This is a genomic window from Bacillus alveayuensis (assembly GCA_030812955.1).
Taxonomy (GTDB): Bacteria; Bacillota; Bacilli; order Bacillales; family Aeribacillaceae; genus Bacillus_CB; species Bacillus_CB alveayuensis.
Genome location: JAUSTR010000009.1, coordinates 16,352 through 42,297 on the forward strand (window position 1 = coordinate 16,352; position 25,946 = coordinate 42,297).

Genomic DNA, 25,946 nt, shown 5'->3' on the forward strand with positions numbered 1-25,946 from the left:
TCTTTGAAACTAAAAAGAAAATATGAAACTGTTCTTCCATTCACGAGAGTTTATTAAGTTTTCCAATACTTTTATCAATCTAAAAACTTTCATAGAAATTGATGCCACGTTATCCTACTTTTTTATTACTTGATGTAATTTAGCTTCTGTTACACTTTGTAAATCTTTTAGGCAAAGTTCAATTTGCATACCGATTTTTCCTCCACTGACGACAATATGTTCAAGTTGAGAAGCGCTAGCATCAATAAAGGTTGGATAGAGTTTTTTCATACCGATCGGAGAACACCCACCGCGTATATAACCTGTAAACTTTTGTATATCCTTTACCGGTACCATTTCAATTTTTTTCTCGTTCGTAATCTTCGCCGCTTTTTTTAAATCCAGTTCCTGTTCCACTGGGATGACAAACACATAAATGTTTCCGCTGCCCTTCGTAACTAATGTTTTATACACCGATTGGGGGTCTTTCCCAATTTGATGTGCAACAGAAATTCCATCGATTTTGTCAAGCTGTCCATCGTAAGTAATGACGTTATAATGTATTTTTTTCTGATCAAGAATACGCATTGCATTTGTTTTTTTCATTTTTCTCACTCCAAATACATATGAATGAAACTGTATTTATTGCTTATGTTACGGTTAAATGAAATTTAACTCAAGGTTTACGAATCATATTTCTGTTTACTTAACTGTAGATTTAAATAAAGATTATTCCATGCTGCCAAAAGAGCTGCAAGCTGAAAACTTATTTCATCATGCTAATGAGCTAAAACATAGCCATACGATTTACTATAAAGAAACATTTCTATCTTCGTTATTAATATGTAACAAATTTATAAGGGGTTTTGTTGATCTTTTTTACGTTTATCACTAATGTAAATACCAATGAATAAGTATACCTTAAGAAGTGTGAATCAAAGCAATAAGCTCCTTATATTGAAAGCAAAAGATCGTGATGAAAAGGAAGCATACGAAAAAACGGCAGCGAAAAACGCTGTCGTTTCATGATGAAAGATTTCAGTAATAGCATCTATAAATATTGGTTATAGCTCCACTTCTTCTTTTTGGTCATTATAGACGGCAATTAAAATGAGAGCTTGTTCATCACCAATATTTTTCACGTGATGGGGTATGCAGGAGTTCCAACTAAAAGAGTCGCCGGCTTCAAGAATATAAGAGTCTTCACCTTGTTCTGCTAAAACTTTTCCTTTTAATACTAAATGGCATTCGACACCTGGATGTGCATGTGTTTCGCCTGTTGATCCACCAGGTGGTATATCAGCTATACGCAGCTTTAATCCACCTTGCGCTGCAACGTGCTCTATTTTTAACTCCCCATTTTGGAAAATCGTCTGTTTTCGCTCCTTTTTTCTTACAACATGCATATGTTGGTCTTTTTCTAACAGTAAGTAAGATAAAGGGATCTCAAGGAAATTGGCGATTGTTTGCAAAGTACTGATGGATGGTGAAGTGTTATTGTTTTCTACATTGCTTATAAATCCTTTGGAAAGCCCTGTTTTTTCACACATTTGTGCAATGGTGATATTTTTTTTCTTTCTTATTGCTCGAATTTTTGAGCCAATATCCACGGTTGTTCACTCCTCAAAAGTTTTCGAATATGAAACTTATTTACATATTAACAAAAATATTGTTGACATTCTATATCCTAAATTGTTATATTATAAACAATTAACAGTTGACATGGTAAAAACGATGAGAAAAATATAGCTTTCATTCAAATTTTTTTTAACACATAGTTTCTTAATATGAATAAATTATTCTTATAAATAAACAAAAGTTCTCGATCATATTACGAGAAATTATAAGAAAAATTTAATATGATAAAGGGGAGAAGAACTTTGATGCCATCATTATTTTTAGCTCATGGATCACCTATGATTGCGATTCAAGATAATCGTTATACACGTTTTTTAAAGGAGCTTGGAATGAACCTCAATCCGAAAGCGATCATTATTTTTACAGCTCATTGGGAAAGTGATGTATTGACGATATCTTCTCGAGATGATGAATATGAAACGATATACGACTTTTATGGCTTTCCGGAAGAATTATATCAAGTAACATACCCAGCTAAAGGATCGACTACTATTGCTAACAAGATTCAAAAACGCTTTGAACGGCATGGAATACAATCAAAGCTAGACAAAAGAAGGGGATTGGATCACGGTTCATGGACAGTTTTGAAACATTTATATCCAGAAGCCAACATCCCAGTAGTTCAAATTTCTGTACACCCATTTTTGCCGCCAGAAGAGCAATTTCAAATTGGTGAGGCATTAAAAGGAATGGGTCAAGAACATATGTTAATAATTGGAAGTGGAGCAACTTCCCACAATTTTCGAATGTTGAAATGGGGTCAAAATACTCCAGAACCGTGGGCAGTTGAATTCGATGATTGGCTGATTGATCACATTCATCAAAAAAATTATCAAAAACTTTTTCAATACGAAACACTTGCTCCACATGCTCAACTAGCCGTTCCAAGACCGGAACATTTTGTTCCATTATTTATTGCAATGGGGAGCGGTTGTATGGAAACACCAGAAGTAATTTATCGTGAATATGAAATGGGTACTCTAAGCTATTTAAGTTTTCAATTTTAGTTTTTCAGATAGCAATCTTTGTAGAAAAATAAAAGGAGTCGGAACAATGGAGGCTTTAATAAAAGAAAATGGAGTTATCGCAATTCTTGAAAAAAAGCTCCAACAAATAAAAGCAAAAGAGGGAACGATTTATTTAGTAGGACCAGTTCATCTTCCTGTTACTCTTGATGGAGAAACGGTTATGTTTAAATGGTACTGTTGGTTAAAAACAGATGAAGCGGAAGAGGATTTGAGTCTTTTTATCTCTCGATTAACAAAAGAAAACCTGGCTGAATTCCAACAATCAAGCGTATTAGTTTATGGAGATTTTGAACATGATGATATTACTCTCGTTCGAATGCATTCCATATGTCATACGGGAGATATTTTTGGCAGTAAACGCTGCGATTGTGGTTTTCAACTAAAGCAATCATTAAGAATGATTGTTGAACATGGTTCAGGAGCTCTTTTTTATCTTGCGAACCATGAAGGAAGAGGCATTGGTTTATTCAATAAGGCAATGGCGTATGTTTTGCAGGAAAATGGATATGATACAGTTGATGCCAATTTAAGCCTTGGCTTTGAAAATGACGGTAGAAAATATGACGATGCCATTGCGGTAATGAAACAATTACGTTCTAAATCTGTAAAACTTATTACAAATAATCCGAAAAAAATAAACGCATTACGAGATGCTGGCATGCCTGTAATAGGAAGAATTCCTTTGTGGGGAGATATTTCGGTATACAACGAAAAGTACTTAAAAACGAAAGTGGAGCGATCTGGCCATTTGCAAGAGGAGGGGCTTTTTCATGAGTAGCCATGAGTTTTACATGCAGCTTGCTTTGCAAAATGCGCGTGCGATGAAGGGGCAAACTGACCCTAATCCTTTAGTAGGGGCAGTCATTGTCAATGATCATCGCATTGTTGGAATTGGGGCACATTTAAAGGCAGGAGAACCACATGCTGAAATTCATGCTCTTCGTATGGCTGGGGAAAAAGCGAAAGACAGTACCGTTTATGTGACGCTTGAACCTTGTTCCCATTATGGAAGAACGGGCCCGTGTGCGCTAGCCCTTGTAGAGGCTAAAGTTAAAAAAGTGGTCATCGCCACCCTTGACCCAAATCCAATTGTTTCAGGTAGAGGGGTGCAAATATTAAAAGATGCAGGTATTGAAGTCATTGTCGGTGTTTGTGAAGAAGAAGCAAAAAAAATGAATGAAGTATTTAATAAATTCATTGTTGAAAAGATTCCATTTGTGACCATGAAATCAGCGATCACATTAGATGGGAAAATTGCTACCTCTGCCTCTGATAGTAAATGGATTACATCGGAGCAATCTAGATATGATGTTCACCAGTTGCGCAGTGAAAATCAAGCAATTCTTGTCGGAGTAAATACCGTATTAAAAGATAATCCTGAGTTAACGGCACGAATTCCAAATGGACGTAATCCAATTCGTATTATTATGGACTCAACGTTAAAAATACCATTAGATGCAAAAGTCGTAACAGATCAACAAGCGGATACGTGGATATTTACTAGTCAATGTTTTGATCCTGAAAAAAAGAGATTATTAGAGGAACAAGGTGTAAAAGTATTTGTCACGAATGGTGCAAATAAAGTAAATCCAATTGATGTTGTTCGAACGTTAGGAGAGAAATCGATTTCTTCTCTGTTTATAGAAGGTGGAGGAGAAATCAATGCTTCTTTTATAGAACATAAGCTTGTTGATAAAGTCGTTTTGTACATTGCCCCTAAATTAGTTGGCGGCCGCACAGCACCGTCGTTTTTTGCAGGTAATGGCATTCCAAAAATGGCCGATGCAGTTGAACTTTCGAATATAGAAATAACTTCAATTGGAAACGATTTTAAACTTGTCGGTTACCCAAAATATACAAAATCAATGAAATCAAAATGAACGAAAGGTTGCCTTCATAATGGGCAGCCTTTTTTGCTCTCATAAAAAAGAATACACGAATAAAATATCGATAGATTGCTTTTATAAGGGAATATAACTTGGTATGAAGAGAAGCTATATTTAAATAATATGTAAATCATTTGGTTTTATTTTTTTTATATGAATAAACTCATAATTTCCAAAAAAGTATTGAATTTGAATAGATGAGATCTATTAATTGGAAATAAATAATGATAATAAAATCCTATATTAATATTGTGATATCCTTAATAATAGCTTATAATTCAAAATAGGGGTAAAATTCGCATAAATAAGGGGGATAATATGGAAGATATTGTAAACGGATTAGTTAATATTTTATGGAGCTCGCCAATGCTTTATTTAGTGCTTGGCGCTGGACTATTTTTTTCAATTATTACTCGTTTTTTACAAGTTCGCTTAATTAAGGACATGGTTGTGCAAATGTTCAAGGGGAAAAGCTCTGAAGCAGGGGTCTCCTCATTTCAGGCTTTATCCATTGCTCTTTCAGGGCGTGTAGGTACTGGTAATATTGCGGGAACAGCAACGGCGATTGCCTTTGGTGGGCCTGGAGCTGTATTTTGGATGTGGATGATTGCTTTCATTGGAGCTGGCAGCGCTTATGTAGAGTCTACGTTAGCACAAATTTACAAAGTAAAGCAAGATGGACAATATCGTGGCGGCCCAGCTTATTTCATTGAAAAGGGATTAGGATGGAAATGGTATGGAGTTTTATTTGCATTTGCGGCTATTTTGGCGATGGCTGTATTAATGCCAGGTATTCAGTCCAATTCTATTGCCGTGGGGCTAGAAAATGCTTTAGGTGTTAGTCCGACCATTACTGGAATTATTCTCATTGTTTTGCTTGGCGCCATCATTTTTGGTGGTGTTAAACGGATTGCGCATGTTGCTCAATTGGTTGTTCCGTTCATGGCCTTAGGTTATGTATTGCTATCTATTATTATTGTGTTCATGAATATTGAAAAAATACCAGAAGTGCTTTCATTAATTTTTAAAAGTGCATTTGCTGCAGATTCCATGTTTGGTGGAATTGTGGGTTCAGCTATTTCTTGGGGAATTAAACGTGGAATTTATTCTAATGAAGCTGGTCAAGGTACAGGTCCTCACGCGGCAGCGGCTGCAGAAGTATCTCACCCAGCAAAGCAAGGCTTAGTCCAAGCGTTCTCTGTTTATATCGATACATTATTAGTATGTTCTGCGACCGCCTTTATGATCTTATTTACCGGCATGTATAACGTTCAAGCGCCAGATAAATCGTTTATCGTGAATAACCTGCCCGGTATAGAAGCTGGTCCAAAATTTACACAAGCAGCGATTGAAACAGTATTTCCTGGATTTGGAGCTGGATTTGTAGCAATTGCTTTATTCTTCTTTGCATTCACAACGATTATGGCTTATTACTATATAGCAGAAACAAACATTGCTTATTTAACACGCAAACAACATAGCAAATGGCCAATGTTTGCTTTAAAAGTCGTTATACTTGCTGCAACATTCTACGGCTCCGTGAAAAATGCTTCCTTAGCTTGGGCATTAGGGGATGTTGGATTAGGAATCATGGTGTGGTTAAATGTTATTGCCATTCTCATTTTATTCAAACCAGCCATTATTGCCCTAAAAGATTACGAAGAGCAGAAAAAACAAGGGCTGGATCCTGTATTTGATCCAGAAAAATTAGGAATTAAAAATGCAGACTATTGGGTGGAAGAATACAACCATAAAAAAGATACGGTTTCCTAATGATTTAAAAAGGTGTCCCACAATTCTCACTTTGGGACACCTTCTATTTTAAAGATAAGGCTTGATCTTTTATCAAACGGTTACTTTCATCCATGTTGGTTCAGGGATCCGGTTCACAATATATTTTCCTATTTCAATCGAAGCTGTTGCAGCAGGCGATGGTGCGTTACATACATGAATGCAGTTTTTACCTAATATAATATGGAAATCATCGACTAATTCTCCATTGCTTTTTAATGCTTGCGCACGAACACCAGCTGGTGCAGGAATTAAGTCTTCTTCCTGTACTTCAGGGATCAGTCTTTGGACGTTTTCGACAAATTTAGACTTGCTAAACGATCGCACCATTTCTTCTAATCCTTCTTTCATATATTTACTTGCTAATTTCCAAAATCCGCTGAATTTCATCACTTCCGTAAAATCTTTTAAATCGAAGTCTGTTTTTTTATATCCTTCGCGCTTAAAGCTTAAAACGGCATTCGGTCCTACATCAACTTTTCCATCAATCATTCTCGTGAAATGGACTCCTAAGAACGGAAAATTAGGATTTGGAACTGGATATATGAGGTTTTTGACAAGGTATCTTTTTTCAGGCTTCAGCTGATAATATTCACCTCTAAATGGAACGATTTTCATATCTGCTTTGTATCCAGACATATTCGTGACTCGATCACTAAATAAGCCAGCACAATTGATAAGTAATCTAGCATTATAGGTTTTTTTATTTGTTTCAATGACGACCCCATCCGTTGTTTCAGTGATTTTTTCTACTTTGTTGCCAAGTTCAATTTGACCGCCATTTTCACGAATGATCTCAGCGAACTTTTCACTTACTTGTTTGTAATTAACAATTCCAGCCATTGGAACATGGATGGCTCCTACCCCGTTTACGTGCGGCTCAAGCTCTTTCAATTCCTCTGGTCCTATTTTTCGAATATTTAATTGATTTTCGATTCCTCGTTTATACAAGTTTTCTAATAAAGGAAGCTCCTCTTTGCTAGTGGCAACAATTACTTTTCCACAAATATCGTGATCGATATTATGTGTTTGACAAAATTCTGTCATTGATTGGCTTCCTTGACGAGCGAATTTCGCTTTGAAACTACCGGGCTTGTAATAAATACCAGAGTGAATGACCCCGCTATTATGACCAGTTTGATGCATGGCCAATTCTTTTTCTTTTTCTAATAAAAGGACTTTTGCATTTGGAAATCTTTTATATAATGCCATTCCAGTAGATAGACCAACGATTCCTCCACCAACAATTGCAAAATCGTACATAATTCACAATGCCTCCCTGTTATCGAAATTAATTTTCACTTTTTTCTTCTTCGCATATTTGACTAAGTTTTTTAATAGAGTCCATGATATTGTTTTTCGTTTTTAACATATGGTATTCAATGGCTGCTTTAAGTTCTGATGGTGAATTTCTTACAATCGCTTCATAAATTAAACGATGATCTTTTTGTGTTTCGTTATAGTGATCTACTAATAAATTAGTAGCGATGGGGAGAATTCCTAGTCGATTGACCATACTGTTCACTCTTTGCCATGGGCATCTTTTACGAAGACATTTATGAAATTGATCGTGGAGATGGATATATTCATCGATGTTTGTTTCAGCTATATTTAAAGACTCCATTTTAATCAAAATATTTTCAATTTCTTTTTTGTCATCATCCGTTAAATAAGGCAAAGATTTTACAACAGCCAAGCTTTCTAAAGCAGTGCGAATCGAATAAATTTCTTCAATATCTTCTTCTGTTATCGGTGTAGCAACAGCACCTTTATGAGGTTCTATTTTGACGAGGCCTTCAACAGCTAATTGCTGCAAAGCTTCCCGGATAGGCATGCGGCTAACACCAAGCTTGGAAGCCCATTCCTCTTGAACGACTCTATCCCCTTTTTTAAGAGTTCCATTAAGGATCGCTTCCCGCAATTTTTTTGTAACAAATTGTTGAACTGTGTTTTTATGATGATTAGGTGCAGAACTTTTTTCATCCAATAGAAACACTTCCTATCTATAGATTGGATACAATAATAGTAGCATTATATTTTTAAAAAATCAATATTTTTTGAATAATGAACAATAATATTAGTAAAAATAAGGATTATTGAGGGGGAGTAGCTATATATTTTTTATTTCTTTTTAAAAATTGGATACAATATTACACGCTCTCATTAATAAATGAATAAAAAAATCCTTTCTAACGCTAAATTGGTTAGAAAGGATTTTTTAAAGATAAGAATTAATTTTTATAAGAGCAATATGGACGTAGCTTTACTCCAATAATACTTCCTACAAATGCGGCTGCAAACCAAAGCCAGCCGTGCATACTAAAGGAAGCAATCCCATCAAAATAAGCACCAATATTACAACCGAAGGAAAGGCGGGCGCCATACCCCATTAATACACCACCGATTAATGCCCCGACTGTCATACGTGTTGGACGCTTCCATTGAATAGCTTTTGCATAGCGACCAGCAAAAGCAGCTGCTAATAATGCTCCAAACATTATACTAATATCCATAACGGTTGTAACATCTTGATACAATGGATTTTGGAGTGCAGCCAATTTGCCTGGATCTTGCCAATAAGCCCATTCTTCTGGTTGAGCTCCAAACAATTGAACAAATTTTGCACCCCAAAGAGCAAACGCCGACGTAATTCCCCATGGTTTCCCTTGAACCATTAAAATAAGTGCATTAACAACAGCTAAAATGATACCGCCTAGAACGAGTGGCCAAGGTCCTTTCCAAATCGCTTTCCAGCCATGGGGATTGTTTAAATTTGTTGAAATGAGCTTACCGTAGCGGCGTTTTTCAATGACAATTGATATATAGTAAACAAAAGCTAACATGGCAAATTGAATGAGAAATCCAAATCCTACACCAAAATTTTCAATAAGAGAAATTGGCTCAAAGTGAGGGGTATTTAACCAAAAATCAAAATGAGTTGTCGCAATAACTGAACCAGCAATAAATCCAACTAATGTTACGATTCCATTCGTATCTCCGCCACCAATATGGTAAAGGGTACCAGAAGCACACCCGTCACCTATCTGCATGCCAATTCCGAATAGAAACGCCCCAACTAGCACGGATATTCCAACAGGAAAAACATATCCGGATACAGGGTGACCAAACATGGAACCTTTTAATAGTAATGGTAAAAATAATACATTAGCCGCAAGCATCATGATCATTTGGGCTCGAATTCCTTCCCCTTGGCGGTACAAAATAAATTTTCTCCATGCAGAAGTAAAGCCAAATCGAGCTTGGTACAATACGAATCCGCCAATACCCCCTAACACATATAAAAGTGATTGTGCTAAAGATACTTTAAAATATAAAAATAAAGCCCCGCCAATTAAAACAGTTAAAGCGATCAAAATAATGAAATCTGTTAAGTTTTTTGGTTTACTTTCTGCTTGTTTTGTGTGTATAGTTGATTCTTTTTTCGCTAAAACAGTCATTTATCATTCCTCCTTTTCTATAACATATAATATATAATAAAACCAACAGAAATTGTAGGATTTTGCTTAAACGTACCACAATAAAACTGTTGACAAACGAACGGCTTAGTCAAAGCTCTTTTTATAAACCTATGTATTTAATTAGGTTCTGTGTCTCCTGCCAACTGATAAATTTTTGTAATTTTATGCTGGAACTGATCAAGATGGACAAACCTAGCCTCTCTTAGTACTTCTTTTCCATCGACATATAATATGAGAACAGGTGCAGTAAAAATAGACAGATGACCTGCTAATTCTGGAACATCATCGACATTTATAAAAGCCATCTGTATTTTTGGCAACTTAGCCATCACTTCTTGCACTTTTGGAACTAAAGCATGACAAACACTACAATTTGTTTTAGAAATGTAGAGAAAGGCTAAATGATGATTGCCAATGAATTTCTCCACTTCATCTATTGAAATTAAAACACGATTTGATTTCAAAATGGTTGCGCCTCCTTTCCGAAATATTATATAGCTTTAGCTTTTTTAGGCGAGAGGTTATTGATCAAGTGCTAACCTTTCTATTTCATAAAATGCTTCTACGATTTTCATGCTATCGACAGGAATATTCATGAGATGGATCGACTCATCTGGCTTTATTGCTTCTTCTGCTATGTCATATAGTTTTTCTTTTTCTGTTATTTCAAGGCCAAGTTGTTTTAATGTATAAGGGAGGTTTAAATCTTGGTAAAATGGATGTAAACGTTTCATTTCGCTCCAATTTTCTTCAAGGGCTAGTTGAACGAGAATTCCATATGCCACTTTTTCTCCATGTAATAAATGATGAGTTTCGGGGCGTTTCGTTAATCCATTATGAACGGAATGAGCCCCAGCTATTCTCCCATACCGATCGCCAAATCCTCCAACCATACCTCCTGCCATTATAATTGTTTCTATTACTTTGCGAAAGGCTAATGTATCTCGCTTCTCTAGTAAGTCGTTTATCGCTGCTCGACCGTGTTCAAGTAATACTGTTTTACAAAGGTAAGCCGATTGATGAGCGATTTTAACGGAAAGCGGGACATCTTCAACTTGGCGAATGATACAGTCGGCTTCATACCATTTGGCAAGCGTATCAGCAATTCCTGCCCGAAAATAATTCACTGGTGAATGTAGTAAAATTCTTGTGTCAATTAAAACCATTAGCGTTGATTTTGGAAAAATATCATAACGAATAAATTTCCCGTTGTCATCATAAATTACACTAAGAGGTGTCCAAGCTGAACAAGTAGAAGCGAGAGTTGGAATTAATACTGAATCAAGATGAACTTGATTGGCAACTGCTTTGGCCAAATCTAGCACCTTACCGCCGCCAATTCCAATGATGACATCATGATTTACACAAAGTTTTGATAAACGTTCAATTTCAGAAAATGAGCATTCTCCCTTATATCGGTAAAAGGAATAGGTGACAGAACCATCTTTAGGAAAATACGGCTCAACTGCTTTCCAAGACTGTTCTCCACTTATGACAAAACCATTTCGAAACCCATGTTTTTGTAAAAGAGATTCAAGGTTATCTAAAACTCCATTTTCACATACATAGTAATTAGGAGCACCACGAACTTCGATGATATCCATTTCTTTATCCCCCTCATGAACATAAATATACAAAAAAATACAATAGGTGATTTTCGACTATACTTACTTAAATAAGTGTGCTTGAATTAAAAACGCCACAACAAGTGGCGTTTTACAATATTCTCATAGATTATTTTCGGTTTAACATCCACTCAGGCTTGCCGAACCCTTTAAATTGTTCGTCAATGACTTTTTCAAATTCTTCGGATTCAACGGCCTCTTTAATATCTTTGACAAATTGTTTGTCGAGATCTTTTGTATTGACAACAACACGGTTACGGTAGTCATCAGGCATATTTTCTAATGCTAATGCATCTAAAAGATTCATTTTTGCTGCTAACGCATAGTTTCCTGGAACGGCAGCTAAATCAACGCTTTCTACTGAACGTGGTAATTGGCCTGCTTCAATTGGTTTAAATTGAAGGTTTTTTACATTCTCTTTTACATCTTTTTCAGAGACGGTTAACGGGTTAACAGATGAATCAAGAGTAATGAGTCCTTCATCTTGTAAAATTAAGAGAGCTCTTGCTAAGTTTGTTGGATCATTCGGGATGGCAATTTGACTGCCATCTGTAACTTCATCTAATGATTTAAACTTATTGGAGTAGATACCCATTGGCGCTGTTGGCACAATAATTACTTCAGATAGGTCAAGGTTATTTTCTTCAGCAAACTTTTCCATATAAATTTTATGCTGGAATAAGTTAGCATCTAAATCTCCATTACCAAGAGCTAAGTTTGGTTGAATATAGTCGCTAAATTCTACTACTTTTACTTGATAGCCTTTCTTTTCAAGAATAGGCTTAATAGCTTTATTCACCATATCGCTGTAAGGGCCAGAAGTAGCTCCAATTGTTAGTTCTTTTTTCTCAGCAGAGTCTGAAGCTGTTTCCTTGCTACCACAGGCAGCTAGAAGTCCAATCAATAATAGCAAAACTAGTAAAATGGATAATTTTTTCATCATCATAACCCCCTAATGTTTTATATTTTTAAAGACTTTATCGCTTATCAACAAGACGAGCGATTCGGTCTCCTGTAAACTGAATGATTTGCACTAAACAAATTAAAATAACAATTGTCGTAATCATCACGGTATTGTCATAGCGGTAATAACCAAAGCGAATCGCTAGGTCACCAATTCCGCCGCCGCCTACAATCCCTGCCATAGCTGAATAACCGACTAAACTTATTGTTGTAATCGTAATTCCGTGTACAATGCCAGGACGTGCTTCAGGTAAAAGGACGTCTTTTATAATCATCCAAGGTGTGGCTCCGACAGCAACAGCTGCCTCAATGACACCTTTGTCAATTTCCCGAAAAGAAGTTTCTACAATTCTAGCGAAAAACGGAATGGCTGCAACGGATAAAGATACAGAAGCTGCTGTTGGTCCGATTGTTGTTCCAGTTATTAGTTTCGTAAGCGGCAATAAGCCAACAAGTAAAATGACAAATGGAATGGATCGAACCATATTGACGACAAATCCAAGAACAGATTTAACCGTTGTATTTTCCAAAAATAGACCACGGTCTGTGACAAATAACAAAATTCCTAATGGAAGACCAACGACCATCGCAACAAATAGAGAAATCGCCACCATATAAAGAGTTTCTATAAATGCTTTATTTAGTTCAGGAATTAATTCAATAAGGGAATCAAGCAGCACTTGTAATCACCTCCAGTCCATTGGTCCGTTGTGCGATGTAATCAATAGCACGCTTTATTTCACTTTCATCACCGGTCAGTTCCATAATAAAGATTCCTAGTGGCATATCTTGAATGTACTCAATTTTTCCGTGCAAAATATTCCCTTTTACTTTAAACGATTGAAGCATATCCGAAACAACTGCTTCTTCTGCGATATCTCCTTTGAACTGAATTTTCACAATTGTTCCAGTACTTTTTGACAGCAAATGTTCCGGAAGCTCAAATTGTAGGACACTCTCAATGAACGATATCGTTAAAGGCTCTTTTGGATTCGTAAAAATGTCATAAACATTTCCAAGTTCAATCACTTTTCCATCCTGCATCACAGCAATTCGGTCACAGATGTCCTTTACAACTTCCATTTCGTGAGTAATTAAAACAATCGTAATGCCAAGTTCACGGTTAATTTTTTTTAACAAGGAAAGAATTGATTTTGTCGTACTTGGATCAAGCGCCGAAGTTGCTTCATCGCATAATAGGACTGTTGGATCATTGGCGAGTGCTCGCGCAATTCCAACACGCTGTTTTTGTCCACCGCTTAGTTGAGAAGGATACGCATCTCGTTTATCAAGAAGACCGACCATGTCCAGTAATTCATTTACTCTTTTTTCGATTTCTTCCTTTGATTTTTTAGCAGCCTTTAGAGCAAATGCGACATTTTCAAAAACAGTTTTAGAGCTTACGAGATGGAAATGCTGAAAAATCATTCCGATTTTTAGGCGTGCTTTCCGCAATTCCTGTTCATTTAAAGAGGTTAAATCAACACCATTGATCAAAACTTGCCCAGATGTCGGACGTTCTAGTAGATTCAGACATCTTAACAGCGTACTTTTTCCAGCACCGCTATACCCAACGATGCCAAAGATTTCTCCATGATTGATTGTTAATGAAACATTATCCACACCGATTACTTTACTTTTTTTAGAGGTATACACTTTCACTAAGTTTTTGATCTCAATCATTAACATCACCTCAATCCCAAATTTTTGGGAATTAGTTTACAAGTAAATCAATAAGTTTAGTATAAAAAAGGCGAGAAAAAGATATATGAGGTTCTTCCTTGAAAAAATTGTTAAGGTAAATAAAAATGCCCCTTTCATTCAGAAAGAGGCATCGGGTATCTATGTACACGACTTATCTTTCAGAATGAAAGTGTCATTCTGCAGGATTTGGCACCGTTCCTTTTATAAGGAGGTTGCCGGACGTCATTGGGCCTGTTCCCTCGGTCTCTCTCGATAAGCGGTTGCTTGTATGAGATTTTAATATAAATCATAATGATTAATAAATTTGTTGTCAATCTATTTTTTATATTTAAAAAATATTGATAACGCTTACAACATTGATGTATATAGAAAAAAATTGTTTTTATTTTTAAAGAATCGTTTTCTTGGACTAAGCTTTTGTCTGTTATTCTTATTATTACTGGTGTCATCGGGCTAAAACTATCAGAGGGGGATAATGGGAAATCTCATCAAGAGTTACACTCGATTCAAAAAACAGAAACAGAGAAAAGTAAAATACGAGTTTAATTTTTTAATTAGAAATATAGCTTTTTTGAGGAGGGTGTAATAAATTGGATATGTAATACCATTCTAGTATATAATCTAGTAAAATCCCTCATATTATGTAGGTCTTTTGGAAATAGTTTTTCAACACAAAGAGTCAAAATGATCATCTTGAGGAGGAACAAAAATGCTCGATTTATCTACTGCAACACCAGCTAAAGTTCGTGAATATATTCGTCGTAATGAATGGCGAAAGCCGACATCAGGTCTTGCAAATGGTTTTACACAAGCAAATTTAGTTATTTTAAGAAAAGAGCTGGCCTTTGAATTTTTGTTATTTTGTCAACGCAACCCGAAGCCTTGTCCGATCATTGATGTGACAGAGCCGGGTTCACCAATTCCAGAGCTCGTTGCTCCTGATGCAGACTTACGGACAGATATTCCAAAATATAGAATCTATCGTCATGGGGAATTAGTCGAAGAGATGGATGAAATCACTTCCTATTGGGAAGATGGGATGGTTGCTTTTTTACTAGGATGCAGCTTTACATTTGAAAAGGCTTTACTAGATAATGGTATTCCGGTTCGGCATATTGAATGTGGAACGAATGTACCGATGTATAAAACGAATATTCCTTGTATAAAAGCTGGACGTTTTGAAGGTCCAATGGTTGTCAGTATGCGTCCAATCCCAGAAAAAGATGTAGTCCGCGCCGTTCAAGTTACGAGCCGTTTTCCTGCCGTTCACGGTGCCCCTGTTCATATCGGGAACCCAGAGTCGATAGGAATTGAAAATTTACAAAATCCAGATTTTGGAGAAGCTGTTCCAATAAAGGATGGAGAGGTTCCGGTGTTTTGGGCTTGCGGCGTGACTCCGCAGGCGGTAGCGATGCAAGTGAAGCCGGATTTAATGATCACCCATGCACCTGGCCATATGTTTATTACGAATTTACGTGAAGAGCGATTTGGAGTTTTATAAAGCTGATCACTAATATATGTAGAGTGATAGAAGAGGGAGAGCGAATGATCGTCTCTCCTTAATTTACATAAGGGAAGGAACTGCATGTGGGAACTAAATCTCTGCAATTTTTTCGAGATTTTGTTTTGCCTTCGTTATTTTCGTAGCAAAATATACACCGAAAAGAACGAGAACACCACCAATGGCTTGAGATGCAGCAATTTTTTCACCTAAAATGATTGTAATGATAGCGGTAAATACAGTAATTAAATTTAAATACACGCCTGCATGACTAGGTCCGACTTTTTTGACAGACATATTCCAAAAAATAAAGGAACAAACAGAAGGGAATAGCCACATATAGATGATTCCAGTAATTCCTCTTGCACTTAATTGAGTGATATCAAAAGGGTATAGAAATAGAAAAGGAAGTAAAAAAAAGACGCTTAGTAAAGCAGAACAAGCTGTTGCCGTAATCGGTGGAACGGCTAATCTTTTGCCGATAATAGAATAAAAGACCCAAACTAAATTAGCCCCCACCATCATTAAATCGCCAAGATTATAACTTGTTTGAAAAACAAGTTCTAAATGTCCGTCTGTTAAAATTAAAAGCACTCCAACTAGCGAAATAAAAAATCCGATAACATTAATAAAAGTCATTCTCTCTTTTAATATAAAATATGAAAATACAACCATCATGGCTGGGTTTAATGCATTCACGAGTGATGCATTTAAAGGTGATGTGTATTCTAATGCTCCGTAAAGCAAAAGATTATATCCAATGATGCCGAGTATTCCCATTACACTTAGAGGCAACCAAGATCTTTTGAATATTTCACGATAGTTCGGCCGCTCAATCCAATATGAAATAGGAATAAGAAAAGCTAAAGATAAAAACCATCTAGCAAAAGTAATCCATAATGGACTCATTTCAGCTACGACATATTTTCCAAACACGTAGTTTCCAGCCCAAAATAGTGTTGCTAATATTAAAAAAATTCTTTCTCTCATGATGACGTCTTCTCCCATCTATTTTTATCCTATTTTACTAAAAAATACTTATTTCACAAAATAATAAAATCAAAGATTGAAATATCTTGACAAAATGAACATATCCTACATACAATAAACCTATTAAACCGGTAGGAATTTATGGTAAATGGGGGTTGGAATATGAAAAGATTGAAAAAAAGACTCATGGTAGCAACAGTGGCATCTTTTGCATTGCTTTTCAGTTTGACAGCATGCGGAAGCAGTGAAAATAGTTCTTCTACTGAACCGCAAACAAATCATTCAAGCCAAGAAAAGGATTCAAAAAAAAATCTTCATCAAGTACGGGTCGGTTATTTAAATGTTATGGACGATGCCCAAGCGATATTGGCTAGTGAAGCGAAACTTTATGAAAAACACGGTATTGATGAAACAATGCAACTTTTTAACAGCGGAACGGATTTAATTAAAGCAATCGTGGGCGGACAAATTGATGTTGGTGTTCTTGGCTTTACGAATGCCCTAACTTGGATTGATAAAGGGGCTGATATCAAAATAGTCGGCGGAGCACAAATGGGATATCACAGTATGTTAGTTCGAAAAGACAGTGGAATTCAAACATTAGCTGAATTAAAAGGAAAGTCTGTTGCTTCTCAAAAACAAGGAAGCACAGCAGATATAGTTTTAAATGGAGTTGTCTGGAAAAAGGCTGGTATTACAAAAAATGATGTACAAATGCAGTATGTATCTCCGTCAGTCGCTATTCAATCTCTTGCTGCAGGGAAAGTGGATGCAGCTTTTGTATTCGAACCATACGATTCTATTGCTCGTTTAACGACTCCTGTTGAACAAATATACGAAATTGGTCAAGAATGGCCATTCCCTTGTATGGTTGTCATTACATCAGGGAAAATGTTAAAAGAAAATAAAGAAGCCGTCTATGCTTTGCTTGATGCGCAAAAAGAAGCGATCGAAATGCTTCAACAAAAACCTGGTGAAGCAGCGGAATTTATTACGAAGCATTTTATTAAAGAAGATTCTTTACAAACTTCTGACGGTGAAACAATAGAGGCAACAAAAATCATTGAGGAGTCGACTAAAACGCAAACATTCGATTGGCGCATTACACCTGAACAAATTGATAAAATGGAAGAAATTACTGGTATGATGGTTGAACAAGGTATTTTAAAAGAAAAAATCGATGTGAAGGAAGCACTTGACTTAAGCTGGCAGGAGCAAATTGAATCTTAAAGGATGGTGGTGCAAAAAATGAACTCGGAAGCGTGGAAAAAAGTATGGCCATATGCAGCAGCAATCGGAACATTGCTGCTAATTTGGCAAATCGCAGCATTATTTTCACCACCTTATTTAATACCAAGTGTTTTGACCGTTTTAGAACGATTGAGTGTTGGAATAACAGAGCCAGAATTCGTGACATCGTTAAAAGACAGTTTATTTCGCCTTGTGATCGGTTATCCAAGTGCGTGCTTATTAGGGGGGTTATTAGGGCTATTAGCTGGATTGTCAAAAGGTTTTGCAGTTTATTTGCGAAGCTTGATAGCCATTTTACAATCCATTCCCCCGATCACGTGGATACCGTTTTTAATAATTTTGTTCGGTTTTGGAAACGTACCTATTATTACGGTTATTATTATTGCAAGCTTTTTCCCGATGGCTTTATCTGTTATGAATGCTACGGAAGGAATTAATCGAACTCATCTTGAAGTTGCAAAAGTATTAGGAGCTACGAAAGGCCAGCTTTTACAAAAAGTGTATCTGCCTGAAACGCTGCCTTCATTTATAACTGGAGCTCAAGTATCATTTGGGAATGCGTGGCGGTCGCTCATTGCCAGCGAGATGGTTGGAGGAGCGTCTAGTGGTCTTGGATTTTCGATTCAGTTTGCAGGGGAAGTTGCACAAATGGTAGATGTCCTGATGTATATTGTCATCATTGGACTAATTGCTGCCTTTTTTGACCATGTTGTGTTGGAATGGTTAAAACGCCGCATGTTAAAGTGGCGCTACATTGGGGGATTGAAGTAAAGATGCAGACGATTGAGGTACAAGGTGTATACAAATCTTTCGGTAGTCTAAAAGTACTTGAAAATATAAATTTGACCATTGAAAAAGGGAAATTTGCTGCAATTGTCGGCCCTTCAGGATGTGGAAAAAGCACCCTTCTTCGTATGGTAGCTGGGTTAGAGACGCCTGATGAAGGAGCGGTGCAAACGGATGGGGAATTGATTCGAAAGCCTTCGCCACGACGGATGATGATTTTTCAAGAGCATGCCTTATATCCGTGGCTAACCGTTGGTAAAAATGTCGAAATGGGGTTAGAGTTGGCAGGCGTTGCAAAAGAGGAGCGGCGAAATAAAGCAGAAAAAGTTTTAAAGACTGTCGGCCTTGAGGGATTTTACGATTATTACCCAAGCCAATTGTCAGGCGGTATGCGCCAGCGTGTTTCCATTGCTAGAGCTCTTGTTATGGATCCAGACATATTGCTCCTTGATGAACCTTATGGAGCGCTTGATGCGATGACTCGTTTAACAATGCAAAATGAGCTATTAAAACTTTGGGAAGGCTCTGGGAAAACGATGCTTTTAATTACTCACGATATTGATGAAGCTTTATACTTAGCTGATAAAGTTTTTGTCATGAGTGCTCGACCAGGAAAAGTCGTTCGCACGATCGATCTAGACCTGCCAAGACCAAGGAATCGTAATAGCCAGCGTTTTGGCGAACTAAGACAAGAAATTATCCAACTGCTAGGGTTAGCATAGTAACATGAATCGTAAAGACACTTGCCATTATTTGAATTGGCAAGTGTCTTTTTTTGGTGTGCTAGGCATGTGCATATTCTATAGAGTTCAAGTCCCGAGCTGCGAAGAGAGTAGTAGTGGCTAGCAAGAAAAGGGGGGCTAGAGCTTTTCCTTAATAGTTTCTTCGATAAGTTGGTCTGTATATATACTTAGGGATTTAAGTCAATATTTTGGATATTTTTAATGAGGATGTATATGAAATATGCTAGACACATTTTTGATTAATAGAGATTATCGAAATTATTAGTTCTAGGAGTTTGTCACGTTCCACAATGTTTTTTGAGTCTTGAAGACAGTAAATAAAAAAGGAGCTATCCGAAAAGTTATAGTTAATCCCGCAATTAAAAAGCAAACCCAAAGAATTCTGTAAAATCAACATTCTTTGGGTTTTAATTTTGGAGCTATTTACTCTAAAATAGACTTTTAAGTTTTATTTTTTAAGTGATGGGTATCTTCAGTTAATAAGGGTATAATAATTTATTGTAAAGTTTATCTTGGGAGATTGAAGAAATTGTTGATCTCGCTATAATTCCCTGCTAGCCTGCCAAGAGGCTGTAATTTTTCTAAATTAATTTTGTAGTTTCCTAGATAATAATCATCTTTAATATGATACAGGACTATTTTTCCAATGATCAGATGGTCGCTTCCAAGCTGAATCATACGCTCTAACTGGCATTCCATATGAATTGGAGATTCTTTAATTCTTTTTGGTTGAATGAATTCGCTTTCAATTGGAGTTAACTGTGCGACATCGAACTCGTTTATATGACTAGGAAAATTTTCGGATGTTTTCTGCATTTTATTTCCTAAATACGAAGGAACAACATTAACAACAAACTCTTTTTGTGTACGGATGTTGACTAATGTATCTTTCTCTGTTCCTTCCCTTTCTCCAACACCAGGTCCAATGGAAATACATAGCATTGGTGGTTGTCTTGAAGCAACTGTAAAAAAGCTAAAAGGAGCTAAATTTAAACGACCTTCTGGAGAAATAGTCGAAACCCAAGCAATAGGTCTTGGAACAATCGAACCAATTAATAATTTGTACATCTCATTCGTTGTTAATTGATCAGGATGAAACTTCATTATTTTTTGCCCCTCCTTTAATATGTAATGATGAAAACACACCCCAGAAATTCATTAAAAAGAATAGAATTACATTTCTATATTTAATGAGGTTAATTTTTCAGCTTCTTGTTTTGATTGGGCAGATAATGGAAACATTAAAGATCCGATAACACAAATAAAAATATTAAGAGCAAGACCTAAAACTCCTCCGTGAATACCAACTACTGTTTTATGACCGATAATAGTGAGTACTCCAGCTAATATTGCTCCCATTAACATTCCAAAGAACACTGGCTTAGCAGATAGCCGTTTCCAATACAGACCGAGAATAAAGGCGGGAAAAACTTGAACCAATAGCTCGAACTTTAGGACGAATATTTCATAGAGGGTTGCTGGCGGATTCCAAGCAATCCACAACAAAAAAACAACTGCAAGGATACCACTTGCTTTTCCTACCATGACTTTTTTACGTTCAGAAGCATTTGGATTCATAAATTTTCCGTATACATCATTTGAGATCATCGATGAAAAGCTTAAAAGAACTGAATCGGCTGTTGAGATAATCGCGGCTACGATTCCTCCGAAAAACAGTACCATTACCCAGTAATAAAACGAGTTGATAGAGGCTACTTTATTAGCCATCATCCCAACTAATTGTTCAGATCCTGATTTATCAAGTCCTGGGATTACCATTATTCCGATAATACCAATAATAAATACAAGTCCTGTTGTTAATGGAGGCATCCATGCCATACGAGCAAAAGATCGTTTTAATGTACGTTCGCTTTCGGAAGAGTAAATACGTTGTATCGCATGAGGATAAATAGCAGCTCCAAATCCGACAAGCAGCAACAGACTAAACCAGTTAATAGAGGTTTCTAAAGAAGGGACCGCTATTTTTGCAGGATCATGTTCGGAAATAAATTTTGTAACTTCTACAAAATCTCCCCCTACAAGGTGTAAAGATCCAAATAGAAAAACAAAAATACCTAACATAAGTACTAATCCTTGCATCACATCTGTAAAAGCAACCGCTTTCATCCCACCCATCCATTCATAAATCAACATTACAAGAACGAAGGCAATAACCCCAATTTGATACGGAATTGTTCCGCCTGTCATGCCTGAAATAGCTTGCCCAATTGCTACTAATTGCTCTAATAGGTAATTTCCTAATCCCCATAGCATAAGAAAAATGCTTAAAATTGTAACCGCTTTCGATTTAAAACGAAATTGAAGCCAATCTGTAGGTGTAACGAAGTTTTGTCTTTTAGAAATGACATATAATCTAGGAGCAAATAATAAATATATTCCGATTATAATGGTCATAAATGAAATAGATTGAATCCATGAAAAACCTGTTCGATAGGCAGTTGGAGCATATCCTACGATCGTATTTCCGCTATATTGTGTTGCATATAACGTAAAAAACAAAGCAATAATTCCTAAATTTCTTCCTGCTAAATAATAGCCAGACAAACTGTCATGAAGATTTTTTCCTCTTCCAGAGAAATAGCCAATGGCTAGCATAATGATTGCATAAAACGTTAAGATTATAATGCCGTCCGTCCCAGCAAAAACTAAATCATTCATTTTTTCGCCTCCTCTTCTTGCTCAATGTCTTCAACAATTTTCCATTCGTTAAGACAAAGCCAGCTTAAATACCCACATAAAACAAGTGAAAAAATGGCTGAAACAAATGCCCAGAGTGGAAAGCCGAGAATGAATATTTCCCCAGCGCTTTTCGGAAAATACCACGGAACAATCCCCATGACGATGAAAAAGAGAACAATCCAAATCCATTTTTTTCTTATCGGTTCTTTTATTTGTCTTTTTTCCATTAGTAGCCTCCATTCTTCATTCAGGATGATGAAAGAAACTAAATAACTTGCTTGTTTTGTAATCGTTTTAGCTCTTCTGTTGTCATACCAAGCAAGCCACAATACACTTCTTCATTATGCTTGCCCATTGATTCCGCTCCAGGATATTTTACTTGACCTGGTGTTCGACTTAATTTAGGAACAACTCCAGGCATCGGAAACTCTCCTAATTGTGGGTGTTCAACGGAAATAATCATATCTCTTTGTTTATAATGAGGATCTTCTACAATATCTTTTGCTGAATAAATAAGTCCAGATGGTACTCCTTTTTCCTCTAATATTTTTAAGGCTTCTTTTGCGTTTAAAGACTTCGTCCATTCCTCAATTAAGTCGTCTAACTCTTTCATATTTTCTCCTCTTTTTTCATGTGTGGAAAATCGAGGATCTTCCGCTAATTCTGGTTGATTCATAGCTTCACATAAACGTTTAAAAACTCCATCTGCATTTGCTCCGATAACAATATATGTTTTATCCTTTGTAAAATATATGTTGGAAGGTGCAACTCCAGGAAGGATATTCCCCATTCGTTCACGTATATATCCAGCAAGTAAGTAATCGGGTATTAAGCTTTCCATTACGGCAAAAACTGCTTCATACAAGGCGGTATCAACTACTTGACCTTTTCCTGAAGAATTTCTCTCTTGTAGGGCAATTAAACACCCTATTGTTGCAAAAAGGGCTGCTAATGTGTCACCAATGGAGATGCCAATTCTTGTTGGAGGACGGTCAGGGAAACCTGTAACATATCGTAAACCGCCCATAGCCTCCCCGATACTGCCAAAACCAGCTCTGTTTTTATAAGGGCCTGTTTGACCAAAACCAGAAGTGCGAACCATTATGAGCTTCGGGTTCATTTTGGATAATTCTTCATATGATAAATTCCATTTTTCCATTGTCCCAGGACGGAAATTTTCAATCAGAATGTCGGACTGTTTAACTAGTTCTTTTAAAATTTTTTGTCCTTCTTCAACACGTAAATTTAAAGTAATTGACTTTTTATTTCGTGATTGAATGGGCCACCAGAGGCCGACCCCATCTTTTGATTTCCCCCATTTCCTCATTGGGTCGCATTTCTCAGGCGGTTCAATTTTAATCACCTCAGCGCCAAAATCTGCTAATAGCCTACCAGTAAATGGTCCAGCTAATAAGGTGCCTAATTCAATTACACGAAGACCTTCTAATGGTAATTTTGTATTCATAATCCCCCTCCTTTATTTAAACTGATAAATTTAAATATTCAGAATTTTTATTTGTATACAAAAATATCACTTTGTATACAAATAGTCAATATATTTTTAAAATTTTGATAAATTGTTGAAAATTTTGTCTAGTTTTGTATACAATTGAATTGAGGTGTTGATATGGATGCATACAATTTTATAAAAGAGGCTATTATCCACTTGAAATATCCACCAGGAATGCGTTTAACAGAAGAATCACTTGCGAAAGAATTAAATTTAAGCCGAACTCCTATTCGTGAAGCGATTAAACAGCTAGAAGCAGAAGGATTAGTTGTTCCTTTAAAAAGGGGAGTTAAAGTTCGTCACTTTACGAAAGAAGATATTAAAAAAATTTATGATATAAGGACTTTGCTGGAAAGCTACGCTGCTGGAAAAGCAGCACTATATCGAACAGATGAGAATATAGCAGCATTAGAAGAGGCTAACGATCTATACGAAAAAGCAGTCTATCAATGTAATGAAGCGACTAATGAAAATGTAAAACTTTTGGTAGAAGCAAATAATCGCTTTCACGAATCAATCTTTGCAGCTTGTCGAAATGAACACCTTCACTTTCATCTCTCAAAGGTTGTAGTCATTCCTTTAGTTTTTCGGTCATTTTATTGGTACAGTGAATCCGAATTACAACGGTCTTTAGACTTCCATAAAATCATATTAAAAGCTATTCAAGATCAAGAACCGGATCGAGCCCGTATTGCGATGCATGAACATATTTATGAAGGGCGAGACCAAGTTTTAAAACATCTAGATAAAGATCAAAATCGAAATTTATTAAAGTGGGAGGGAAAATGAATGGTTGAAATTTGCGAAGTAGGACCTCGAGATGGGCTGCAAAATGAAGAAAAAATATTGTCAACTGACATTAAAGTTCAATTGATTCAACGTCTCATTGATGCAGGCATAAGAAACATCGAAGCTGTTTCTTTTGTTAATCCAAAGCTAGTACCACAAATGGCAGACGCAGAAGAAGTAATGAAGCGGGTTCCAAAACGTGACAATGTTCGATACGGAGGATTAGTTCTTAGTAGATCTGGGTTGGAACGTGCGTTGAAAACGGATGTAAATTTTTTGCATGTTGTGATAACAAGCAGTGATACTTTTAATTTGCGAAATGCAAATAGAACGGTAGACAAGGCTGTTAAAGAGTTATGCCAAGTGATTCAAGATGGTGTAGCGGCAAATAAAGGTGTTTCCGGAGTGATCGGTACCGCATTTGGCTGTCCTTACGAGGGAAGTGTTCCGGTGTCTAGAGTTCTCAACATCGCTGAAAAGTTCTTACATGATGGCTGCTCTGAAATTACATTAGCTGATACAACTGGAATGGCCAATCCTCGTCAAGTGGAAGAGATGGTTGTCGAATTTAAAAAAGCTTTTGGAAATGACATATCATTAGGTCTACATTTTCATAACACACGTGGATTAGGACTTGCAAATGTTTTAGCAGGGTATCAAGCTGGTGTAAGGAGGTTTGATTCATCTATAGCTGGATTAGGTGGCTGCCCATTTGCCCCAAAAGCTGTTGGAAATGTTTGTACAGAAGATATGGTTCATATGTTTCATGCTATGGAAGTAAAAACCAATACTAATTTGCAGCAACTAATAGAAATTGCGAAATGGATGGAGCTCCAAATGGAACGTCCGTTAGATGGGATGGTTATGAAAGCAGGGGTCGTATAAATAACTGTATTTGTTAGAAGTTTAAAAATCCGATGATAATCTTTTTAAAATGCTGTTTTCGTAAACTTTGTTGCTTTTCGACTTTGTCTATAAACTGAAAGGCGTCTCCCAATAGGAGAACGCCTTCAAAACCTTTTATTTGTTTAATAATTTAATAAATTCACGCATGAATGCTGGTAAATCTGGCCAAGCATGGGCAGATACAAGGTTGTTATCAACATGAGTTGTTTCTGATACATAGTTTGCGCCGATGGCTTCTACACCTGGTTTGCAGGCAATGTAAGCTGTCAAGCTGCGGCCTTTCACAACATCTGGAATCGTTTCTAACACGAGTGAAGCGTGGCAAATCGCTGCTACTGGTTTATTTTCTTCAAAGAAATGACGGACAATTTTTGGCAAGTTTTCATCAAGGCGAATATATTCTGGTGCACGTCCTCCAGGAATAACTAAAGCATCATACTCTGATGGATCCACATCTGCAAATGATGCATGTGCATCAAGGAGATATCCTGGTTTTTCTACATAAGTGTCCCAATCAGCGAAATCATGAACAACTGTATGTAGTTTCTTTTTCTTTGGTGCTGCGATTGTAACGTCAAAACCTTCCTCTAATAAACGGTAATAAGGATAGTAAACCTCTAACGCTTCTACTGCATCTCCTGTCACAATTAACACTTTTTTACTCATATTGATAACCT

At 36.5% G+C, this 25,946-nt stretch carries 26 protein-coding genes and 1 riboswitch; of the genes, 10 read left to right on the forward strand and 16 right to left on the reverse strand.

Annotated features, from left to right (window positions below):
- Positions 1-114: 114 nt before the first annotated feature.
- Positions 115-585: a Cys-tRNA(Pro) deacylase gene (ybaK, locus tag J2S06_RS10425; RefSeq protein ID WP_419152242.1), complete on the reverse strand. Its 471-nt coding sequence runs from the start codon at positions 583-585 to the stop codon at positions 115-117.
- Positions 586-1,043: 458 nt separating this feature from the next.
- Positions 1,044-1,589, reverse strand: a complete 546-nt coding sequence (locus tag J2S06_RS10430) for a helix-turn-helix domain-containing protein (protein WP_419152243.1) — start codon at positions 1,587-1,589, stop codon at positions 1,044-1,046.
- A 270-nt stretch (positions 1,590-1,859) separates the two neighbouring features.
- Between J2S06_RS10430 and J2S06_RS10435 the strand changes: the two genes are divergently transcribed.
- From J2S06_RS10435 to J2S06_RS10450, 4 genes are all read left to right on the forward strand, one after another.
- Positions 1,860-2,624, forward strand: coding sequence for a DODA-type extradiol aromatic ring-opening family dioxygenase (locus J2S06_RS10435; protein ID WP_419152244.1), 765 nt, complete (start codon positions 1,860-1,862; stop codon positions 2,622-2,624).
- A gap of 46 nt (positions 2,625-2,670) precedes the next feature.
- Complete coding sequence (locus J2S06_RS10440) at positions 2,671-3,423, forward strand: GTP cyclohydrolase II (RefSeq protein ID WP_419152245.1); 753 nt, start codon at positions 2,671-2,673, stop codon at positions 3,421-3,423.
- Positions 3,416-4,525 carry a bifunctional diaminohydroxyphosphoribosylaminopyrimidine deaminase/5-amino-6-(5-phosphoribosylamino)uracil reductase RibD gene (ribD, locus tag J2S06_RS10445; RefSeq protein ID WP_419152246.1) on the forward strand — a complete coding sequence of 370 codons (1,110 nt, stop codon included), beginning with the start codon at positions 3,416-3,418 and terminating at the stop codon, positions 4,523-4,525. The genes J2S06_RS10440 and ribD overlap by 8 nt, the downstream gene beginning before the upstream one ends.
- Positions 4,526-4,849: 324 nt before the next feature.
- Positions 4,850-6,304, forward strand: coding sequence for an alanine/glycine:cation symporter family protein (locus J2S06_RS10450; RefSeq protein ID WP_419152247.1), 1,455 nt, complete (start codon positions 4,850-4,852; stop codon positions 6,302-6,304).
- A 72-nt stretch (positions 6,305-6,376) separates the two neighbouring features.
- Here the strand turns inward: J2S06_RS10450 and lhgO are convergent, their stop codons facing one another.
- From lhgO to J2S06_RS10490, 8 genes are all read right to left on the reverse strand, one after another.
- Positions 6,377-7,585, reverse strand: a complete 1,209-nt coding sequence (gene lhgO / locus J2S06_RS10455; protein ID WP_419152248.1) for an L-2-hydroxyglutarate oxidase — start codon at positions 7,583-7,585, stop codon at positions 6,377-6,379.
- A 28-nt stretch (positions 7,586-7,613) separates the two neighbouring features.
- Positions 7,614-8,309: a GntR family transcriptional regulator gene (locus tag J2S06_RS10460; RefSeq protein WP_419152249.1), complete on the reverse strand. Its 696-nt coding sequence runs from the start codon at positions 8,307-8,309 to the stop codon at positions 7,614-7,616.
- 244 nt (positions 8,310-8,553) lie between these two features.
- A complete protein-coding gene (locus tag J2S06_RS10465; protein WP_419152250.1) occupies positions 8,554-9,780 on the reverse strand; it encodes a YeeE/YedE family protein in 1,227 nt (408 codons plus the stop codon).
- Between the two features lie 137 nt (positions 9,781-9,917).
- Positions 9,918-10,265, reverse strand: coding sequence for a thioredoxin family protein (locus J2S06_RS10470; protein ID WP_419152251.1), 348 nt, complete (start codon positions 10,263-10,265; stop codon positions 9,918-9,920).
- 57 nt (positions 10,266-10,322) lie between these two features.
- The gene (locus J2S06_RS10475) at positions 10,323-11,405 is read right to left on the reverse strand and encodes an iron-containing alcohol dehydrogenase family protein (protein ID WP_419152252.1); all 1,083 of its coding nucleotides are present in this window, start codon (positions 11,403-11,405) and stop codon (positions 10,323-10,325) included.
- Between the two features lie 130 nt (positions 11,406-11,535).
- Positions 11,536-12,366: a MetQ/NlpA family ABC transporter substrate-binding protein gene (locus J2S06_RS10480; protein ID WP_419152253.1), complete on the reverse strand. Its 831-nt coding sequence runs from the start codon at positions 12,364-12,366 to the stop codon at positions 11,536-11,538.
- A gap of 37 nt (positions 12,367-12,403) precedes the next feature.
- On the reverse strand, positions 12,404-13,069 hold the full coding sequence (locus J2S06_RS10485; RefSeq protein WP_044896563.1) for a methionine ABC transporter permease: 666 nt from the start codon (positions 13,067-13,069) through the stop codon (positions 12,404-12,406).
- On the reverse strand, positions 13,059-14,072 hold the full coding sequence (locus J2S06_RS10490; protein WP_044896564.1) for a methionine ABC transporter ATP-binding protein: 1,014 nt from the start codon (positions 14,070-14,072) through the stop codon (positions 13,059-13,061). The genes J2S06_RS10485 and J2S06_RS10490 overlap by 11 nt, the downstream gene beginning before the upstream one ends.
- 169 nt (positions 14,073-14,241) lie before the next feature.
- Positions 14,242-14,352, reverse strand: a riboswitch (SAM riboswitch).
- A 450-nt stretch (positions 14,353-14,802) separates the two neighbouring features.
- Here J2S06_RS10490 and J2S06_RS10495 point away from each other — a divergent pair.
- Positions 14,803-15,594 (forward strand): putative hydro-lyase, encoded by a 792-nt coding sequence (locus tag J2S06_RS10495; RefSeq protein ID WP_419152254.1) that lies wholly within the window; start codon positions 14,803-14,805, stop codon positions 15,592-15,594.
- Positions 15,595-15,687: 93 nt separating this feature from the next.
- Here the strand turns inward: J2S06_RS10495 and J2S06_RS10500 are convergent, their stop codons facing one another.
- Complete coding sequence (locus tag J2S06_RS10500) at positions 15,688-16,584, reverse strand: DMT family transporter (protein ID WP_419152255.1); 897 nt, start codon at positions 16,582-16,584, stop codon at positions 15,688-15,690.
- Positions 16,585-16,746: 162 nt separating this feature from the next.
- Between J2S06_RS10500 and J2S06_RS10505 the strand changes: the two genes are divergently transcribed.
- From J2S06_RS10505 to J2S06_RS10515, 3 genes are read left to right on the forward strand one after another with little or no spacing between them, the layout of a single operon-like run.
- Positions 16,747-17,814 (forward strand): ABC transporter substrate-binding protein, encoded by a 1,068-nt coding sequence (locus tag J2S06_RS10505; protein WP_419152256.1) that lies wholly within the window; start codon positions 16,747-16,749, stop codon positions 17,812-17,814.
- An 18-nt stretch (positions 17,815-17,832) separates the two neighbouring features.
- Complete coding sequence (locus tag J2S06_RS10510; RefSeq protein ID WP_419152257.1) at positions 17,833-18,606, forward strand: ABC transporter permease; 774 nt, start codon at positions 17,833-17,835, stop codon at positions 18,604-18,606.
- Between the two features lie 2 nt (positions 18,607-18,608).
- On the forward strand, positions 18,609-19,343 hold the full coding sequence (locus J2S06_RS10515) for an ABC transporter ATP-binding protein (protein ID WP_419152258.1): 735 nt from the start codon (positions 18,609-18,611) through the stop codon (positions 19,341-19,343).
- Between the two features lie 528 nt (positions 19,344-19,871).
- On the opposite strand, the gene J2S06_RS10520 is transcribed toward J2S06_RS10515, so the two are convergent.
- The 4 genes from J2S06_RS10520 to J2S06_RS10535 all read right to left on the reverse strand — a co-directional run bounded on the left by J2S06_RS10520 (position 19,872) and on the right by J2S06_RS10535 (position 23,529).
- Positions 19,872-20,468, reverse strand: a complete 597-nt coding sequence (locus tag J2S06_RS10520) for a flavin reductase family protein (RefSeq protein ID WP_044896353.1) — start codon at positions 20,466-20,468, stop codon at positions 19,872-19,874.
- A gap of 69 nt (positions 20,469-20,537) precedes the next feature.
- Positions 20,538-22,043, reverse strand: coding sequence for a sodium:solute symporter family protein (locus J2S06_RS10525; RefSeq protein WP_419152259.1), 1,506 nt, complete (start codon positions 22,041-22,043; stop codon positions 20,538-20,540).
- Positions 22,040-22,291, reverse strand: a complete 252-nt coding sequence (locus J2S06_RS10530; RefSeq protein WP_044896351.1) for a DUF997 family protein — start codon at positions 22,289-22,291, stop codon at positions 22,040-22,042. The genes J2S06_RS10525 and J2S06_RS10530 overlap by 4 nt, the downstream gene beginning before the upstream one ends.
- A 38-nt stretch (positions 22,292-22,329) precedes the next feature.
- Positions 22,330-23,529: a CaiB/BaiF CoA transferase family protein gene (locus tag J2S06_RS10535; protein ID WP_044896350.1), complete on the reverse strand. Its 1,200-nt coding sequence runs from the start codon at positions 23,527-23,529 to the stop codon at positions 22,330-22,332.
- A gap of 162 nt (positions 23,530-23,691) precedes the next feature.
- Between J2S06_RS10535 and J2S06_RS10540 the strand changes: the two genes are divergently transcribed.
- Positions 23,692-24,363 carry a GntR family transcriptional regulator gene (locus J2S06_RS10540; protein ID WP_044896349.1) on the forward strand — a complete coding sequence of 224 codons (672 nt, stop codon included), beginning with the start codon at positions 23,692-23,694 and terminating at the stop codon, positions 24,361-24,363.
- Complete coding sequence (locus J2S06_RS10545; protein ID WP_044896348.1) at positions 24,364-25,248, forward strand: hydroxymethylglutaryl-CoA lyase; 885 nt, start codon at positions 24,364-24,366, stop codon at positions 25,246-25,248.
- 135 nt (positions 25,249-25,383) lie between these two features.
- On the opposite strand, the gene J2S06_RS10550 is transcribed toward J2S06_RS10545, so the two are convergent.
- The gene (locus J2S06_RS10550; RefSeq protein WP_044896347.1) at positions 25,384-25,935 is read right to left on the reverse strand and encodes a DJ-1/PfpI family protein; all 552 of its coding nucleotides are present in this window, start codon (positions 25,933-25,935) and stop codon (positions 25,384-25,386) included.
- Positions 25,936-25,946 lie beyond the last annotated feature (11 nt).